Source organism: Gemmatimonadota bacterium, assembly GCA_016713785.1.
Lineage (GTDB): Bacteria > Gemmatimonadota > Gemmatimonadetes > Gemmatimonadales > GWC2-71-9 > JADJOM01.
The window spans coordinates 1,166,929-1,183,441 of the sequence record JADJOM010000003.1 but is presented as its reverse complement, the minus strand read 5'-3'; the positions used below and the strand labels follow the sequence as shown (position 1 = coordinate 1,183,441).

Genomic DNA, 16,513 nt, shown 5'->3' with positions numbered 1-16,513 from the left:
TCTAACGCGGCAGCACGTTGAGCGCCCGCTCCCGCCGGACCCGCCGCCCGTTGCCCGCCTCCTCGACGGCGACCACCAGCACGTACGCCCCCGGCTTGAGGTTGGCGAGGCCCAGCCCGCGCGAGACCCGCTCGTACGTCGCGGTGGCAGTGAAGTCGAACGCCACCTGCAGCTGCGGCCGCGCCGTCGGCCGGTCCTCGGCCTTTCGGACGGTGCTGGTGACCGAGTACCGCTGGCCGGGCGCCAGGCCCCCGATCTCGTAGAACAGCTCGACGCCCGCGCCCCGGGGCACGGCGTTCAGCGGGTTGAGCGGGACCCGCTCCCCGGCATACATCCACGCGAGGCCGCTCTCCGGCCGGCCCAGGATGAGGTCCGAGAGGATCATGTCGCGGGGGTTGGCCGGGATGGAGACGCTGTCGCGGCCCACGCCGGTGGCGGCCTCGAGGCCGGGCTGGCTGACCAGCGCACGCACCTGGTAGGCGCCCGGAGGCACGGCCAGTTCCAGCAGCCCGGAGAGGTGCTGGTCCCCTCGCAGCGTGTCGGGCGCGAGGAAGGTGCGGGTGGTGTCCATCTGCCGGATCACGCCGGTGCCGCGGTCCAGGGCGATGACCCGGAAGTTGATCGGGTAGAGCACGCCGGGTCCGCCGTCGGGGCGCCGCCGCGGCACCAGGCGGGCCCCGGGTACCGCGAAGACGGTCAGGATACGCTGGGTCTCACCCTGCCCGAAGCCCACGCCGTACACCTGGACGATCGCGTCGAGCGAGGTCTTGTAACGCTGGGGAAAGCCATCGCTTGCCACCGCGGCCGCTATCGCCCCGCGGTTCCGCGCCGCCTCGCGCCACAGCACGTCCGCGCCGAGGCGGGTCATGCTCTGGTTGGCGATGGCATTGGTGACCGACTGCGCGTTGAGCGCCGCGCCGGAGCCGGACTCCAAGCTGGCCTCGAGCCCCGCCTCGCGGGCCTGGGCCGCGTTGAGGCTCTGGTTGGTGCGTGCCTGCGCCTCCAGGCGCTGGATCCGGTCGGCGAGCAGGGCGTAGCGACTGTCGAGGTCGGCCCGGGCGTCGAGCATGTCGGCGTCGAGGGGCAGCGAGGCGGTCAGGGTGGTGGCCGACTGCGTCCCCAGCGCCCGTGAGCCGAGGAAGTGGTAGACCCGGCGGCCCTCGGGCAGGTCGTAGGCCCACGACTCGTTGGGGGGGCCGGCCACTGAACTCACCCGCTTGGTGGGTTCGCCATGCCGAAGGTACATCACCCCCCGGTCGTCCAGTTCCCACTGGGTGCGCCGGTAGGTGCGGAAGGCGGGGATGCCGCCGGCCACCTCGGTCATCACCTCCGCGATGGCGCCCACCTCGAACAGCGAGGACTGGTCCTGCGGCCCGAAGCCCTCGGCGTTGGCCGGGACGTCGTCGGGGCGGTGTGACAGGAAGTTCTCGTGCGCGTAGACCCAGCGCCGCAGGTGCTCGATAAGCCGTTCGTTGGGGGCGCGCAGGTTCAGGGCGTCGCGTTCCCGCCAGAACTGGCCCACCCAGGCCGGGACCGCGGCGAGGGCCAGGGTATCGAGGACGTCGATCTCGTCCTGCCCGGCCACCCATCCGAGGTCCTCCCGGTAGGCCAGGCGGCCGGTCTCGGTGAGGCCGGTGAGGCCGGCGAGGTAGGCCGCGGCTGCCGCGTCGGGGCGCTTGAGCGCCGAGAGGGTGCGCGCCTGTTCCACCCCGGCCACGCCCCGGTCGCCGCCGCGGCGGACGTAGTCGCCCAGGATCTCGAGGGTGCGTTCGTACTCCTGGTTGCCGAACGCCACGGCGGCGGCGGCCAGGTTCACCTGCGGTGCCGTGCCCGGCACCAGCTCCACCCGGCGGAGCGGCTCCGCGAGCATCCTGGGCAGCAGCCGGTGACCCAGCGAAAGGGTGATGCCGGCGAGGGCGTCGGCCGCCGGCACGAAGGTGGAGTCCTTCTCGATGGCCCGGGCAAAGGACCGCAGCGCCGCCTCACGGTACGAGGCGCCGGCCGGCGAGTAGTTGGTGGCCTTGACCACGAAGGCGCGGCGGTAGCAGGCGATCTGGGTGACCCCGAGCGCGAACCACGGATGGGGCCAGCGGCCCTCGCCGTCGATGGCGCGTTCGAGCAGCTGGATGGCCTGGTCGTACGGGCCACGGTCCTGGCCCAGCTCCCCGCGCCGCAGCGCGGCGAGGCCGCTGCGGATCAGCCCGAGGGCGCCCGTCGCCCGGGTGGCCTCGAGGGCGCGGACCTGCTCCACGGTCGTGGCGGCGGCGAGGGAGTCGGCATAGGCCAGGAGGGCCGCCCGGTCGGCGGGGGACTGGGCGGGCAGGGTGGTCGCGAGGCACACGGACAGGCAGAGGCTCAGCAGCCGGTACGGCCTGGGGGCGCGGGGGGCCATCGGACCTCGACTGTGGACTGGGAGTTGGACATGGGGACGACCGCGGCCGCCGCGGCGGCACAGCCCGGCGGGCCGCTACCAGTCCCGGTCGCCGCTCCCCGTGGTCTTGGGCCGGCGACCCTCATGCGTGGACAGCTGCTGCCGTTCGATGGCCTCGAGCATGGAGCGCGCCTGCTGGTCGTCCAGCTCCTCGACCGACTCCCCCTCGTCGCCACCCGTGCCGCCGCCGGCCAGCGCGCCCACGGCGGACTGGCGGCTGCCCTCGTAGCCCTCCTCCTGTCCTCCCTGGCCGTACTCGGCCCGGCCGCCCATGCCTCGCGAACCTTCCTGACCCACGTCGCCGCGGCGCTGCAGCGCGATCTCGAGGTTCCACTTGGCGTCCTGGTCGGCCGGGTTGAGCCGCAGCGCCTCCTCATAGGCGTCGAGCGAGCGCTCGAGGTAGCCGCTCAGGGCATTGGCGTCCTCGTCCGCCCGGACGAAGGCGTTCCCCATGTTGAAGTACGCCTCCTGCCGCAGCTCCGGCGGGGCGCTGTTGAGCGCGTCGCGCCAGGTCTTGGCCGCCTCGTTGTACTGGCGCAGCCGGTAGAGGGCGTTGCCGGAGTTGTAGCGCAGGTCGGGGCCACCCTGCTGCCGCAGCACCGTCTGCCAGGCCTCGTAGGCCTCGAGGTACTTCCCCTGATCGTAGAGTTGCTGTCCCCGTGCCTGCTGCCGCTGGGCGGTGCTGCAGGAGAGCAGCGGGAGCCCGAGGGTGACGCCGACCGCGCCGATGGTGGCGGCCACCCGGCCGAACGGGGCGCCCGCGATGCGTCCGGGCCCACGGGCCGGCCGGGACGCGGGCGGCCGCCGGGCCCCGAGCAGCAGGTCGCCGAGCAGGCAGAGCACGGCGAGCAGCAGGGGCCACTGGTAGCGCTCCTGCGGTTCGGTGGCGGGCTGGGACGCCAGCACCCGCGCCTCGAGGCTCTGGAGGGCGGCGGTCATGGCCTCGAGCGCCCGGGGGTCGTCGAACCGGGCGTACGCGCCCCCGGTGGCGGTGGCCAGGGAATCGAGCCCGCCCTCGTTCAGCCGGGAGATGATCTGGCGGCCGATGCCGTCGAGGTGCCACGGCCCCTCGGCGGCGCCGGAGTCGTTGGGGATGAGCCCGCCGGCGGCGCTGCCGATGCCCACCGCAAAGACCGGGAGGCGGGCCTTGACCAGCGCCTCGATCGCGGGCGCGATGGGCCCTTCGTTGCGTTCCCCGTCGGTCACCAGCAGGATGGCGCGCGACCCGATCGCGGTGCCTTCCCGGCGCAGCGCCCGCTCCGCCACCCGCAGCCCGGCAGCGATGTCGCTCGCGGGGTCGCCGATGTCCTCGGGGGAGGCGGCGTCGAGGAACAGCTGGAAGGTGGCGAGGTCGCCGGTCGGCGGGAGCGCCAGGAATCCCGCGCCACCGAAGACCACCAGGCCGATGCGGTCGCCGGGGCGGGCCGAGGCGAGCTGCCACGCCAGGCGTTTCGCGGCGCGGAGCCGGGTGCCGCCGACGTCGGCCACCTTCATGGAGCGGCTCAGGTCGAGGGTCACGATGATGTCCCGGCCGGTGCGGGCCAGCGGCTTGGGCTGGCGGCCGATCTGGGGCCGCGCCAGCGCGAGCACCGCGGCCACGAGCGCCAGCCAGCGCAGCGCCACCCGCGCCCGCGAGGCGGGGCCCGGCAGGGACGAGGTGCGGCCGAGGAGGGCGGGGTCGCCGAAGCGGGCCAGGGCGGCGGTGCGTTCCTGCCGGGCGTGGCGGGCCAGCAGCCAGAGGGCCGGGAGCACGAGGAACAGCGCGAATGCCGCCGGCTGCGCGAAGATGCTCACGGCAGCCTCCGCTGCCAGGTGACCAGCAGCAGCGTCTCGAGCAGCACCAGCGCGAGCCCGATGCCCAGCAGCACCGGGAAGAGTTCGTGCCACTCGCGGGTCTCGCTGATCTGCACTTCGATCCGTTCCAGCGGGTCGATCTCGCGCATCACCTCGCGGAGCATCTCGGGGTCGGTGGCCTTGTAGAACTGGCCCCCGGTCCGGGTCGAGACGTCCTTGAGCACCGCCTCGTCCCGGCCGGACAGCCGGGCGTTCACGTTGCGGACCGTCCAGACGCCGTTGAGCGCCACCGAGAAGGTGTCGGCAGAACTCAGGCCGATCGTGTGCACCCGGACGCCCAGCGCCCGGGCCGCCTCGGCGGCCTGCACGGGCGAAACGTCCCCGGCGTTGTTGGCGCCATCGGTAATCAGGATGATGGCGCAGGAGTTCCGCGGCAGGTTCTTGAGCTGGTTGAGGCTGAGCGTGATGGCGCTGCCGATGGCGGTGCCGTCGGGCAGGAGCCCGATGTCGGCCTGCTCGGCCAGGCGGTCGAGCACGCTGATGTCGGTGGTGAGCGGCGCCTGCAGGAAGGCGCGGCCGGCGAACAGCACCAGCCCCACGAGGTCGCCGTCGCGGCGCTGCAGGAAGTCGCGCAGGATGGTGCGCGCCACCGCCAGCCGGTTGCCGGGCTGGAAGTCCGCGGCCTTCATGCTGCTCGAGATGTCGAGCGCGAGGACGAGGTTGCGTGACTTGACCCGGGTGGGTTCCGAATCGCCGGGCACCTGCGGCCGCGCCAGCGCCACCACCAGCAGGGTCACCCCGAGCAGCGCGAGCCAGCCGGGGAGCCGGTGCCACCGCGCCCGCAGGGTGGGCCGCGCCGCCCGCGCGAAGCGCAGCGCGGGGAAGGCGATGCGCTCCGGGGGCGCCGCCCGCCGCAGCCGCCAGCGCTGGATGCCCAGCCACAGCGGCGCCAGCAGGAGCACAAGGAAGAGCGGATCGGCAAAGCGCATCTCAGCCCTCCCCGGGTTCGGCGGGGGGCGCGGCGGCGGCGCGCCAGCCCTCGAGGAGGGTGCGGGTGCGCGCCACGTGGTCGCCGGCGGCCGCGTGGTCCGGCCGGACCTTCGCGAACTTGACGAGATCGGCCTCGTCGAGGACGGCCTCGCAGCGGCCGCGCTGGTCAGCGGTGGAGAGCCAGTCGGGCAGCCGTTCCCCGACCTCCCTGGTGGTGAGCCCCGGGTGCGGGATGGCGCCGACGCGGAGCAGGCAGTCGCGGACCACGGCGGCCACGGCGGCGTAGAGTGGCACCACGCCGTTGCCGCTGGCGTGGGCCGCGGCTTCGAGCTCGCGCAGCCGCGCCAAGGCGGCATCGAAGGGTCCCTGCAGCACGGCGGCGGGCACGGCCGTGGCGGTCCGGCGCCGCCCGCCTCGTCGCCACAACCACCAGAACCCGGCTGCGATGGCAGCCAACAGGCCGGCGGCCTGGGCCCAGACCGGCCCGCCGAGGGGCTGCAGCGGCTTGATGTCGCGCAGTTGGGGATTGCCGGCCTCGAGGATCGGGGTGATCTCGATCGACACCGGCATGTGCAGCAGGGTGTCCGGCGGCGCGCCGACGGCCTCGCGGTAGAGCAGGGTGAGCGTGGGCACCGGTTGCGGCCCGAGCCGGTAGAACGCGATCACGGCCGTGCCGCGATAGACGCCGTTGCCTGCCGGACGGAGGGTGTCGGCCGAGAGGACCCGGATCCCGCGAGGCGGGGCCACGAGCGTGCGCGGGGAGACGTCGATCAGCTCCATGCCGGGCCGGAGCCGGACCGTGAGATTGAACGTGATGGGGTCGCCGATGGTCGCGCGGCTGCGCTCGGGCACGAGCTCGAGCGACTGCGCGACGGCCCCGGCCGGCAGGGCCAGGCAGAGCAGGAGGCAGGGCAGGTCGGGGAGGCGCCGCATCAGGCCCGGCGGAGTTCGCGGCGGCTGAAGAAGGCCGCCAGCCGCTCGCCGTAGGCGTGGTTGGTCTCCAGCCGCAGCAGATCGATGCCCCGCTGCGTGGTGTAGCGGGCGAAGGCCTCGTCGAAGGCGCGGCCTTCGGCCTCGAACCGGGCCCGGACCACCGGGTCGCCGGCGTCCACCACGTCCCAGTCGCCGCTCTCGGGGTCCCAGAGCGTCACCAGCCCGACCGGCGGCAGCTCGCGCTCCCGCGGGTCGGTCAGCTGCATGGCGATGAGGTCATGCCGGGCGGAGAGGCGATCGAGGCCCCGCCACTGGTCCTGGTCGAGAAAGTCGGAGAGCACCACCACGGCGGCCCGGCGCCGCAGGAGCGGCTCGAGGAACTGCAGGGACGCCTCGAAGTCGGTGGCGCGCCCCTCAGGCTCGTAGGAGAGCACCTGGCTGACCACCTGCAGCGCCTGCCCGCGGCCGCTCCGGGGCGGGAGGAACCACTCCACCTTGTCGGAGTAGAACGCTGCCCCGACCCGGTCGCGATGCCGGGTGGCGGCCAGGGCCAGGACGGCGGCCACTTCGGCGGCCAGCTGCCGCCGGGTCCGCTGCACCGTCCCGAAGCCGCTCGAGGCGCTCACGTCGACCAGCAGCAGCAGGGTCAGCTGCCGCTCCTCATGGAAGCGCTTGATGAAGGGGGTGCCGAGCCGGGCGGTGACGTTCCAGTCGATGGACCGGACGTCGTCGCCGGGGAGATACTCCCGCACCTCGGCGAACTCGACCCCGCGGCCGCGGAAGGTGCTGGTGTAGTCGCCCGCGACGAGGTCCCGGACCAGCTCCCGGGTCGTCAGCTCGATCCGCTTGACCTCCCGGAGCAGTTCCGCCGGGGTCACGGAACCGGCACGGCCGCGAGGATGCGGTCGAGCATCTGGTCGGAGGTGACGCCGTCGGCCTCCGCCTGGTAGGTCGGGATCAGCCGGTGCCGCATGGTGTCGTGGACCATGGCCTTGACGTCGTCGGGGAGCACGTAGGCGCGCCCGGCCAGGAAGGCGTGCGCCTTGGCGGCCTTCACCAGGTTGATCCCCGCGCGGGGCGAGGCCCCGAACTGCACCAGGCCGGTAAGGTCCTTGAGGTGCCACTGGTCCGGGTGCCGGGTCGCGGCCACCAGATCCAGGATGTACTCCTTGATCTTCCCGTCGACGTACAGGCTGCGCACGATCTCCCGCGCCCGGAGCACCCGGTCCGGGTGGATCACCACCTGGGTGACCGGCTCCGCCTGGTCGGTCATCCGGTCGATGATCTCGCGCTCCTCGGTGCGGGAGGGGTAGGTCACCACCAGCTTGAACAGGAAGCGGTCGACCTGCGCCTCGGGCAGCGGATAGGTGCCCTCGTGCTCCAGCGGGTTCTGGGTGGCGAGCACCAGGAACAGCTCGGGGAGCCGGTGGGTCTCGCCGCCGATGGTCACCTGCCGTTCCTGCATCGACTCGAGCAGCGCGCTCTGCACCTTGGCCGGCGCGCGGTTCACCTCGTCGGCCAGCAGGATGTTGGTGAAGATCGGCCCCCGCTGCACCGTGAAGTCGCCCTCGCGCTGGTTGTAGATCAGCGTGCCGATGAGGTCGGCGGGGAGGAGGTCGGGGGTGAACTGCACCCGGCGGCAGTCGCAATCGATCGTGGCGGCCAGGGTGCGGACGGCCAGGGTCTTGGCCAGCCCGGGGAGGCCCTCGAGCAGGAGGTGGCCATCCGCGAGGAGCCCGATGAGCAGCCGCTCGAGCAGCACCTGCTGGCCCACGATGACCCGGCTGATCTCGGCGAGCACATCCCGGAACGCGGCGCTCTCGGCGGCGATCTCGGGGGCGCGCGCGAGCGCGGAATCGGGGCTGAATGCGTCGAGGGCGCGAGGAGGGGAGGAAGTCATGCGTAATTATACACCTTCTTGACGGACCGGAAGGGGACCGTGCACCTTCGCCCGAACCTTGGACGACCACTCCCGCATCCCGACCCCCGGCGCATGATGGCGCGCGCCGCCCACGGCCCCGACGACGGGCCCCGGGGCTTCCCCGCGACGCGCTACTCGGTGGTGGCCGCGCTCGCCGACGCCGATCCCGAGGTGCGGCGCGTCGCGTTCGACGCGCTGGTGTCCGCGTACTGGCGCGCGGTCTACCTCCACCTGCGCTGGCGCTGGCACCAGCTGCCGCAGGACGCGGAGGACCTGACCCAGGAGTTCTTTGCCCGCGCCCTCGAACGCGACTTCCTCCAGGGGTACGATGCGTCCCAGGCGCGGTTCCGCACCTTTCTCCGGCTGTGCCTGGACCGCTTTGCCGGGCGGATGCACCGCGACGCCCGGCGCCTGAAGCGGGGCGGCGGGCGGGAGCCGCTCGCGCTCGACTTTGCCGGTGCGGAGGAGCGCTTCGCGGCCGCGGGCCAGGTGTCGGAGGCCGCCGCCGAGGAGCTGTTCCACCGGGAATGGGTCCGGGCCCTCTTTGGCGCGGCCGTGGATGCCCTCGCCGGCGACTGCCTCGGGACCGCGCGGGAGGTGCGCTTCCGTCTGTTCGAGCAGTGCGACCTCGGGGCCGTCGACGGGGGCGCGCGGCCGACGTATCGCGAGCTGGCCCGGACCTTTGACCTGCCGGAGACCCAGGTGACCAATCACCTGGCGTGGGCCCGGCGGGAGTTCCGGCGGCATGTGCTCGAGCGATTGCGCGCGCTCTGCGGCTCGGACGACGAGTTCCGCGCCGAGGCCCGCGCCCTGCTCGGGGTCGATCCCGGGTGACGGAGCTCCCCGACCCGGCCCTGGCCCACCTCCGCCGGGTCCTGAGTGCACCGGAGGTGCCGGGCGACCGGTACCAGCCCGCCGAGCTGCTCGGTGAGGGCGGGATGGGGCTGGTCTACCGCGCAGAGGACCGTGTCCTGGGCCGTGCGGTGGCGCTCAAGGTGCTGCGCCCGGAACTCGCGGACGCGCCGCTCGCCGACCGGCTCGCGCGCGAGGCGCGGATCCTGGCGGCGCTGGAGCACCCCGGGATCGTCCCGGTGCACGACGCGGGTACGCTGGCCGACGGCAGGGTCTACTACGTGATGAAGCTGGTGCGCGGCGAACGGCTGGACGCCTTCGCGGCCTCCCGACCGCTGAGCGCCGTGCTCCGCGTCTTCCTCCAGGTGTGTGAAACCGTCGGGTTCGCCCATGCGCAGGGCATCATCCATCGTGACCTCAAGCCGTCCAACATCATGGTCGGGTCGTTCGGCGAGGTGCTGGTGCTCGATTGGGGGATCGCCCGGGTGCTGGGGCAGGTGGACGCGGCCGGAGGCACGGAGCCTCCTGCGCCGGGCGCGCTGGCGCCGGAACAGACGGCGGCCGGGACCGTGCTCGGTACCCCGGGCTTCATGGCCCCCGAGCAGGCCCAGGGCGCGGTGGGGCAGGTCGATGCCCGGAGCGACGTCTGGGCTCTGGGGGCCATCCTCCGCGGGCTGGCGGGCGCGGCCGCCCCGCGGCCCCTTGCCTCGGTCTGCCGGCGCGCCACCGCGCCGGCCCCGGCGGATCGCTATGCCAGCGCCGCGGAGCTGGCCGCCGATGTGGCGCGCTACCTGGACGGCGCGCCGGTGCTGGCCCATCGCGCCTCGCTGGCGGAGCGGTTGGGCCGGTGGTATCTCAAGTACCAGACCCCGATCATCCTGGTGCTCAGCTACCTGGCGATGCGGCTGCTCTTCCTGCTCTGGCGGGGCCGCTAAAGGCCCGGGCCGGAAACGGGTAATGAGAGGGTGCACCGCATACCGCGGGCTCACTTCACCACAGGAGCAATGACATGAACAAACCGATGCTGGGCCTGGTGCTCGGCGGGGTCCTGGGAGCACTCGACGGGCTCACCGCCCTGGTCTCCGCGCCCGAGGTGGCGCCCCAGATCATGGGGATCGTCATCGGCTCCACGGGCAAGGGGCTGGTGGCCGGTGTGCTCATCGGGGCCATCGCCCGGAAGCTCAACAACCTGCCGCTCGGGATCCTGATCGGTGGCGCGATCAGCGCGCTGATCGCGCTCCCCATCGCCCTCGGCCGGAACCCTGACACCGGGGCCGTCTACTTCTGGGAGATCATGATCCCGGGGGCCATCGTCGGGCTGATCGTCGGGTTCGCGACCCAGAAGTACGGCACGGCCCCCGCCCGCGCCTGACCCTCCACCCTCCGACTCCAAGGCAAACAGATGCGCCTGCTTGCTCTCGCCGTCGTCCTCGGCACCTGTGTCGCGCCTACCCTCGAGGGGCAGGCCCCCCCGGGCTGGGCGTGGCAGACGGACGGACCCGTGCAGCTCACGGCCACCACCGACCGCCCCACCGACTCCCTCCTCGCCTTTGTCCGGATGCCGCCCGGCTGGCACATGACGATGGGCCCCGGCGGGGTGCTCTTCGACCCACGGTACTTTGCCGAGGGGAGCTACACCCTGGAGTCGCAGTACTTCCACTTCCCCAACAGCAGCGCCGCGGAGTACGGCCTCATGGTCGGTGGCCGCGACCTCGCGGGCGGGGGCGCCCGGTACGTGGCCTTCGTGGCCCGGGGGGATGGTAGCGTGGCGGCCTGGGAGCGGGTGGGGGGCACGGACCGGATGCTCGCGGAGTGGCGCCGCGCCGACGCGGTCCGCGCCACCGACGGCAAGGAGGTGGTGGGCAACCTGCTGCGGCTCACGGTGTCGCCGAAGGAAGCGGTGTTCAAGGTCAACGGGCTGGACGCGCTGATCCTGCCGCTCGAGGGGCTGAGCCTCGACGGCCAGTTCGGATTCCGGGTGGGCCGGGGGATGAACCTGCACGCCAGCACGCTCACGGTCACGCAGCGGCTGGCGCCGGTACGGGGGCAGTAGCCGATGGCTCGACCGCCCGGCGGCTCAGCCGAGCCGCCGAGCGGTCAGGTGTTGAAGCGGAAGAGCATCACGTCGCCATCCTGCACCACGTACTCCCGGCCTTCGGCGCGGGCCAGTCCCTGCTCCCGCGCCGGTTTCCATCCGCCGACCCGCACGAAGTCGTCGTAGCTCACCGTCTCCGCCCGGATGAAGCCCTTCTCGAAGTCGGTGTGGATCACGCCGGCGGCGGCGGGCGCCTTGTCGCCGCGGTGGATGGTCCAGGCGCGGACCTCCTTCTCGCCGGCGGTGAAGTAGCTCTGCAGGCCGAGCAGGTGGTAGGCCGCGTGGGCCAGCCGGTCGAGCCCCGACTCGGTGGCGCCGAGGGAGGCGAGGAACTCGCCCCGGTCCTCCGGCGGCAGTTCGGCGAGTTCGGCCTCGACCTTGCCCGAGAAGATCACCAGATCGGCCTCCTCGCCGTCCCGTGCGATCGCGGCCTTGAGCGCGTCGACGTGGGCATTGCCCGCCGCGAGCTCGGACTCGAGGACGTTGGCGGCGTACAGTACCGGCTTGCTGGTGAGGAGGTTGAACGCCCGGTAGGTGGGCCGCTCCTCCTCCGTGGGGACCACGACGCGGGCCGGCTTGCCGTCGGACAGGGCATCCTTGAGCGCGGTGAGGAGCCGGGTCTCGAGCTTGGCCTGGGCATCGCCGGACTTGGCGGCGCGGGCGGCCTTGTCGAGCCGCTTCTCGACCGACGCCAGGTCGGAGAGCTGCAGCTCGATGTTGATGACCTCCCGGTCACGGGCGGGGTCCACGGGGCCCATGACGTGCTGTACGTCGTCGTCCGCGAAGCAGCGGATCACGTGCACCACCGCATCCACTTCGCGGATGTTGGCCAGGAACTGGTTGCCGAGGCCCTCGCCCTGGCTGGCGCCCTTGACCAGGCCGGCGATGTCCACGAATTCGACGGTGGCCGGCAGCACCCGCTGGGGCGTGATGATCTTCGCGAGCGCGTCGAGCCGCGGATCCGGCACGGTCACCACGCCGGTGTTCGGCTCGATGGTGGCGAAGGGGTAGTTGGCGACCAGCGCGCCCGCCGAGGTGAGCGCGTTGAACAGGGTGGACTTGCCGACGTTGGGCAGTCCGACGATGCCGAGTCTGAGCATGTTAGCCCGCCAGCCGCGCGAACCAGGGCGCGAGCACGAGGGAGACGATGGTCATGAGCTTGATCAGGATGTTCATGGCGGGGCCGGACGTGTCCTTGAACGGGTCGCCGACGGTGTCGCCGACCACGGCCGCCTTGTGCGCGTCGGAGCCCTTGCCGCCGTGCAGCCCGCCCTCGATGGCCTTCTTGGCGTTGTCCCAGGCCCCGCCGGCGTTGGCCATGAAGAGCGCCAGGAGCACCCCCGAGAGGGTGGCGCCCGCCAGCAGTCCGCCGAGGGCGCGGACGCCGAGGAGGGCGCCGATCGCGACCGGGACGAAGATCGCGGTGACGCCCGGGAGGATCATCTCGCGGAGCGCCGCCCGGGTGGCGATGTCCACGCAGCGCGCACTGTCGGGCCGGGCGGTGCCCTCCATCAGCCCCGCGATCTCGCGGAACTGCCGGCGCACCTCCTCCACCATCCCGCCGGCGGCCCGGCCCACCGCCGTCATGGTGAGGGCGCCGATGACGAACGGCAGGGTGCCGCCAATGAACAGGCCGATCACCACCATCGGGTCGACGAGGTCGAGCACCAGCGGCGCGCCCGCCGCGGACACCGCGGTGGCGTAGGCGCTGAACAGGGCCAGCGCCGTGAGCGCGGCGGAGCCGATGGCGAAGCCCTTGCCGATCGCCGCGGTGGTGTTGCCCAGCGCGTCGAGGCCGTCGGTGATCCGCCGCACCTCGGGGCCAAGATGGCTCATCTCCGCGATGCCGCCGGCGTTGTCGGCGATCGGGCCGTAGGCGTCCACCGTCATGGTCACCCCGACCGTGGCCAGCATCCCCACGGCAGCGATGGCGATCCCGTAGAGTCCCGCCGCCCAGAACGACACATAGATCCCGGCGCAGATGAGCAGCAGCGGCACCAGGGTGGACATCATGCCCACCGCCAGCCCGGCGATGATGTTGGTGGCCGGCCCGGTGGTGGAGGCGTCCGCGATCCGCCGGACCGGGGCCGCGCTGGTGTAGTACTCCGTGACCATGCCGATGGCGATGCCGGCGACCGTGCCGGCCAGCACCGCCCAGAAGGCGCCCGCTGCGGCCTCTGGCCCGGCCCCGACCGGAAAGGCGCGGCACAGCGCCCAGGCTCCGGCCAGGAAGAGCCCGGCGGCGAGCAGCGTGACGGTCCGCAGGGCGGTGGCCGGGTTGCCGCGGTCGAGGAGCCGCATGCCGGCGATGGCCACCAGGGAGGCCCCGAGCCCGAGGACGATGAACAGGATGGGCAGGGCCACGGCGTTGGCGCGGTACCCGGCGGCGATCGCCGGGCTGGTGGCGGCGAGGGCCACGGCGGCGATGACCGCGCCCACGTAGCTCTCGAAGATGTCGGCGCCCATGCCCGCCACGTCGCCGACGTTGTCCCCGACGTTGTCCGCGATGGTGGCCGGGTTCCGGGGATCGTCCTCCGGGATCCCCGCCTCGACCTTGCCCACCAGGTCGGCGCCGACGTCGGCTGCCTTGGTGAAGATGCCGCCTCCCACCCGGGCAAAGAGCGCGATGCTGGAGGCGCCCATGGCGAAGCCGCTGATGATCTCGGCGAAGCGGCGGTACCCCGCCTCGAGCTGGTCGCCGGGGGGCAGGGCGCCGCCGGGGATGGTCAGCGCCGAGACCACGCCGATTCCCACCAGGCCGAGCGCGGCCACGGCCAGCCCCATGACCGAACCGCCATCGAAGGCGATGCGCAGCGCCCGGGCCTGGCCGCTGCTGCGCGCGGCCTCCGAGGTGCGCACGTTGGCCTTGGTGGCGGCCTTCATGCCGAAGAGCCCCGCCAGGATGGAGCAGCCGCCCCCGAAGACGTAGGCCAGGGCCGTCGATACGCCGACGGCCCACCCCAGCAGCGCCGCCACCAGCACCACGAACGGCAGGAGCACCGTGTACTCGCGCCGCAGGAAGGCCATGGCGCCGGTCTCGATGAGGCCGGCCAGCTCCTGCATGGCGGCGGTGCCGGCGGGCTGGCGCCGAATCGCCGCGTAGATGAGCGTGGCGGCGCCGAGACCGAGGAGGCCAGCCAGCAGGGCGATCAGGGAAGGCAGGGGCAGGGCCATGGGGCGATGTCGGGTCTGGGTGTGTGGCGCGTCAGCGGGTGTTGCAGCGGTTCATGGCGATCTCGATCCCCTCGGCCAGCCAGACCTCCACCGCCTCGGCCATGGGCGCGAGCAGCGCCTCCAGTGCCTCGCGTTCCGCCGGCGCGAACGGCGCGAGGACGAACCCGGCGGTGTCGCCCAGGCCGGGTGGCAGCGGGCCGATGCCGATGCGCAGCCGGGCGTAGTCCTGACGGCCGAGCTCCGCCTCGATGCTCCGGAGGCCGTTGTGTCCCCCGGCCGAGCCGGCCCCGCGCAGCCGGAACCGGCCCAGCGGCAGGGCGAAATCGTCGACCAGTACCAGCAGGTCCGCGGCCGGGTCGAACCCCGGAAGCGAACGAAGCGAGGCCAGCGCGGCCCCGCTCCGGTTCATGTAGGTCTGCGGCTTGAGCAGCCGGACATCCTGGTCCCCGGCCCGCCCGGCGGCCTCGCGCGCCGCCGGCACCCGCCGGAACGGTCCCAGCGACCAGCGCCGGGCCAGGTGATCGGCCAAGAGAAACCCGGCGTTGTGCCGGGTTGTCTCGTACTCCGGGCCCGGGTTGCCGAGGCCGATGATCGCGCGCAGGGGCTAGGCCTTCTCGGCGGCCTCGCCCTCCTCGGGCTTCGCCTTGCGGATGAGCTCCGGCTCGGTCGGCGCCTCGGCGGTGGGCGCCACGGTGGTCTCCTCGGTACGCGGGGCCACGCAGGAGCAGACCGGCAGCGTGGGCTCGTTGAGGATCTCGCCCTTGGCCAGCTTCACGTCGCGGACGAAGATCGACTTGCCGATGCCGAGGGTGGTGACGTCGACGTCGATGCTGCCCGGGATGTCGCCGGGGAAGACCCGGATCTGCAGCTTGTGCAGCACCTGGTCGAGGATGCCGCCGAAGTTGCGCACGCCGTCGGAGGTGCCGACGAGGTGCACCGGCACCTCGAGGGTGACCTTCTCGTTGGCGCTGACCTCGTAGAGGTCCACGTGCAGGATGTCGGTGGCGCGGAGGGGATGCCGCTGGATCTCGCGGATCAGCGCCTTCACCGGGGCCTGGCCGTCGACGGTCACGTCGAGGATGGTGCTGCCGGCGCTGATGCCGCTCAGCAGCCGGCCGAACGCCGCGCTCTCGAGCGCGAGGGCCTCGGGGGCGCGGTTATGCCCGTAGATGACGGCCGGGATGCGGCCGTCGCGACGGAGGCTGCGGGCGACGCCCTTGCCGGTGTCGGTGCGGCGGGAGGCGGTGAGAGCTGCGGTGGCCATGGTGTCCTTCCTCGTTACCAGAGCGGGCGGCCCCGATGGGCCGCCCCATGTTGATCAATCGAACAGCGAGCTGACCGACTGGTCGCTGTGGGTGTAGCCGATCGCCTTTGCGAGCAGCGGGGCGATCGAGAGGACCTTGAGCTTCCCGAACTTCCGTTCTGGCGGGAGGTTGATGGTGTTGGTCACCGCCACCTCCGTCACCGGGCTGTTCTGCAGCCGCTCGACCGCCGGCCCGGAGAGCAGGGCGTGCGTGGCGCAGCAGTAGATGTCCAGGGCCCCGAGCCGCTTCACGGCATGGATGGCCTCGGTCATCGTGCCGCCGGTGTCGATCATGTCGTCCGGGATGATCACGTCCTTCCCGGCCACGTCACCGACCACGTTCGCCACCTCGGCCACGTTGGCGGAGGGCCGGCGCTTGTCGATGATCGCGAGGCTGGCGTTCAGCCGCTTCGCGAACCCGCGCGCCATCTTGGCCCCGCCCACGTCCGATGCCACCACCACCAGCTCCCGCAGCGACTTCTGCCGGTAGTGGTTCACGAAGACCGGCGCCGCGTACAGGTGATCCACCGGCAGGTCGAAGAACCCCTGCATCTGGTGCGAGTGGAAGTCCATGGCCAGCACCCGGTCGGCGCCCGCCGTCGGCACCATGTTGGCGATGAGCTTGGCGCTGATCGCCACCCGGGGCTGGTCCTTGCGGTCCTGCCGGGCGTAGCCGAAGTACGGGATCACCGCCGTGATCCGGGCCGCGCTCGCCCGCCGCGCCGCGTCGGTCAGGAGCAGCAGTTCGAGCAGGTGCTCCGCCGGCGGGTTGGTCGGCTGGATGATGTACACATCCCGCCCCCGCACGTTCTCGTCGATCTTGACGAACAGCTCGCCGTCGGAGAACCGCTTGACCGTGACCTGACAGAGCGGCTGCCCCAGCTGGAACGCGACCTCTTCCGCGAGCGGCCGATTGGCCGTTCCGGAGAGGAGGAGCATCTGACTGCGCGAGAGAAATTCACTCATGGCCCGAGCCGCCCAAAATAGCTGGGGGGTTGGGCTTAGGTCAACTGGCAGGGA

15 protein-coding genes are annotated in these 16,513 nt (G+C 72.7%); 4 read left to right on the top strand and 11 right to left on the bottom strand.

The window, feature by feature from the left end; all coding sequences use genetic code 11:
- Nucleotide 1: 1 nt before the first annotated feature.
- The 6 genes from IPJ95_13330 to IPJ95_13305 all read right to left on the bottom strand — a co-directional run bounded on the left by IPJ95_13330 (nt 2) and on the right by IPJ95_13305 (nt 8,048).
- A complete protein-coding gene (locus IPJ95_13330; protein ID MBK7924585.1) occupies nt 2–2,392 on the bottom strand; it encodes a hypothetical protein in 2,391 nt (796 codons plus the stop codon).
- A gap of 75 nt (nt 2,393–2,467) precedes the next feature.
- Nucleotides 2,468–4,225, bottom strand: a complete 1,758-nt coding sequence (locus tag IPJ95_13325; GenBank protein MBK7924584.1) for a VWA domain-containing protein — start codon at nt 4,223–4,225, stop codon at nt 2,468–2,470.
- The gene (locus IPJ95_13320; GenBank protein ID MBK7924583.1) at nt 4,222–5,214 is read right to left on the bottom strand and encodes a VWA domain-containing protein; all 993 of its coding nucleotides are present in this window, start codon (nt 5,212–5,214) and stop codon (nt 4,222–4,224) included. The genes IPJ95_13325 and IPJ95_13320 overlap by 4 nt, the downstream gene beginning before the upstream one ends.
- A gap of 1 nt (nt 5,215) precedes the next feature.
- A complete protein-coding gene (locus IPJ95_13315) occupies nt 5,216–6,148 on the bottom strand; it encodes a hypothetical protein (GenBank protein ID MBK7924582.1) in 933 nt (310 codons plus the stop codon).
- Nucleotides 6,148–7,026, bottom strand: coding sequence for a DUF58 domain-containing protein (locus IPJ95_13310; protein ID MBK7924581.1), 879 nt, complete (start codon nt 7,024–7,026; stop codon nt 6,148–6,150). The genes IPJ95_13315 and IPJ95_13310 overlap by 1 nt, the downstream gene beginning before the upstream one ends.
- Nucleotides 7,023–8,048 carry an AAA family ATPase gene (locus IPJ95_13305; GenBank protein MBK7924580.1) on the bottom strand — a complete coding sequence of 342 codons (1,026 nt, stop codon included), beginning with the start codon at nt 8,046–8,048 and terminating at the stop codon, nt 7,023–7,025. The genes IPJ95_13310 and IPJ95_13305 overlap by 4 nt, the downstream gene beginning before the upstream one ends.
- 93 nt (nt 8,049–8,141) lie before the next feature.
- Here IPJ95_13305 and IPJ95_13300 point away from each other — a divergent pair, with 93 nt between their 5' ends.
- The 4 genes from IPJ95_13300 to IPJ95_13285 all read left to right on the top strand — a co-directional run bounded on the left by IPJ95_13300 (nt 8,142) and on the right by IPJ95_13285 (nt 10,974).
- The gene (locus IPJ95_13300; GenBank protein ID MBK7924579.1) at nt 8,142–8,903 is read left to right on the top strand and encodes a sigma-70 family RNA polymerase sigma factor; all 762 of its coding nucleotides are present in this window, start codon (nt 8,142–8,144) and stop codon (nt 8,901–8,903) included.
- Nucleotides 8,900–9,856 (top strand): serine/threonine protein kinase, encoded by a 957-nt coding sequence (locus IPJ95_13295; protein ID MBK7924578.1) that lies wholly within the window; start codon nt 8,900–8,902, stop codon nt 9,854–9,856. The genes IPJ95_13300 and IPJ95_13295 overlap by 4 nt, the downstream gene beginning before the upstream one ends.
- Before the next feature lie 74 nt (nt 9,857–9,930).
- Nucleotides 9,931–10,293, top strand: a complete 363-nt coding sequence (locus IPJ95_13290) for a hypothetical protein (protein ID MBK7924577.1) — start codon at nt 9,931–9,933, stop codon at nt 10,291–10,293.
- Nucleotides 10,294–10,323: 30 nt separating this feature from the next.
- Complete coding sequence (locus tag IPJ95_13285; protein ID MBK7924576.1) at nt 10,324–10,974, top strand: hypothetical protein; 651 nt, start codon at nt 10,324–10,326, stop codon at nt 10,972–10,974.
- Nucleotides 10,975–11,018: 44 nt separating this feature from the next.
- Here the strand turns inward: IPJ95_13285 and ychF are convergent, their stop codons facing one another.
- The 5 genes from ychF to IPJ95_13260 are packed head-to-tail and all read right to left on the bottom strand — an operon-like array spanning nt 11,019 to nt 16,459.
- Complete coding sequence (gene ychF, locus IPJ95_13280) at nt 11,019–12,116, bottom strand: redox-regulated ATPase YchF (protein MBK7924575.1); 1,098 nt, start codon at nt 12,114–12,116, stop codon at nt 11,019–11,021.
- 1 nt (nt 12,117) lies between these two features.
- The gene (locus IPJ95_13275) at nt 12,118–14,190 is read right to left on the bottom strand and encodes a sodium-translocating pyrophosphatase (protein MBK7924574.1); all 2,073 of its coding nucleotides are present in this window, start codon (nt 14,188–14,190) and stop codon (nt 12,118–12,120) included.
- A 31-nt stretch (nt 14,191–14,221) separates the two neighbouring features.
- Complete coding sequence (locus IPJ95_13270) at nt 14,222–14,791, bottom strand: aminoacyl-tRNA hydrolase (GenBank protein MBK7924573.1); 570 nt, start codon at nt 14,789–14,791, stop codon at nt 14,222–14,224.
- Between the two features lie 3 nt (nt 14,792–14,794).
- The gene (locus IPJ95_13265; GenBank protein ID MBK7924572.1) at nt 14,795–15,454 is read right to left on the bottom strand and encodes a 50S ribosomal protein L25; all 660 of its coding nucleotides are present in this window, start codon (nt 15,452–15,454) and stop codon (nt 14,795–14,797) included.
- Between the two features lie 54 nt (nt 15,455–15,508).
- On the bottom strand, nt 15,509–16,459 hold the full coding sequence (locus IPJ95_13260; GenBank protein MBK7924571.1) for a ribose-phosphate pyrophosphokinase: 951 nt from the start codon (nt 16,457–16,459) through the stop codon (nt 15,509–15,511).
- Nucleotides 16,460–16,513: the final 54 nt, after the last annotated feature.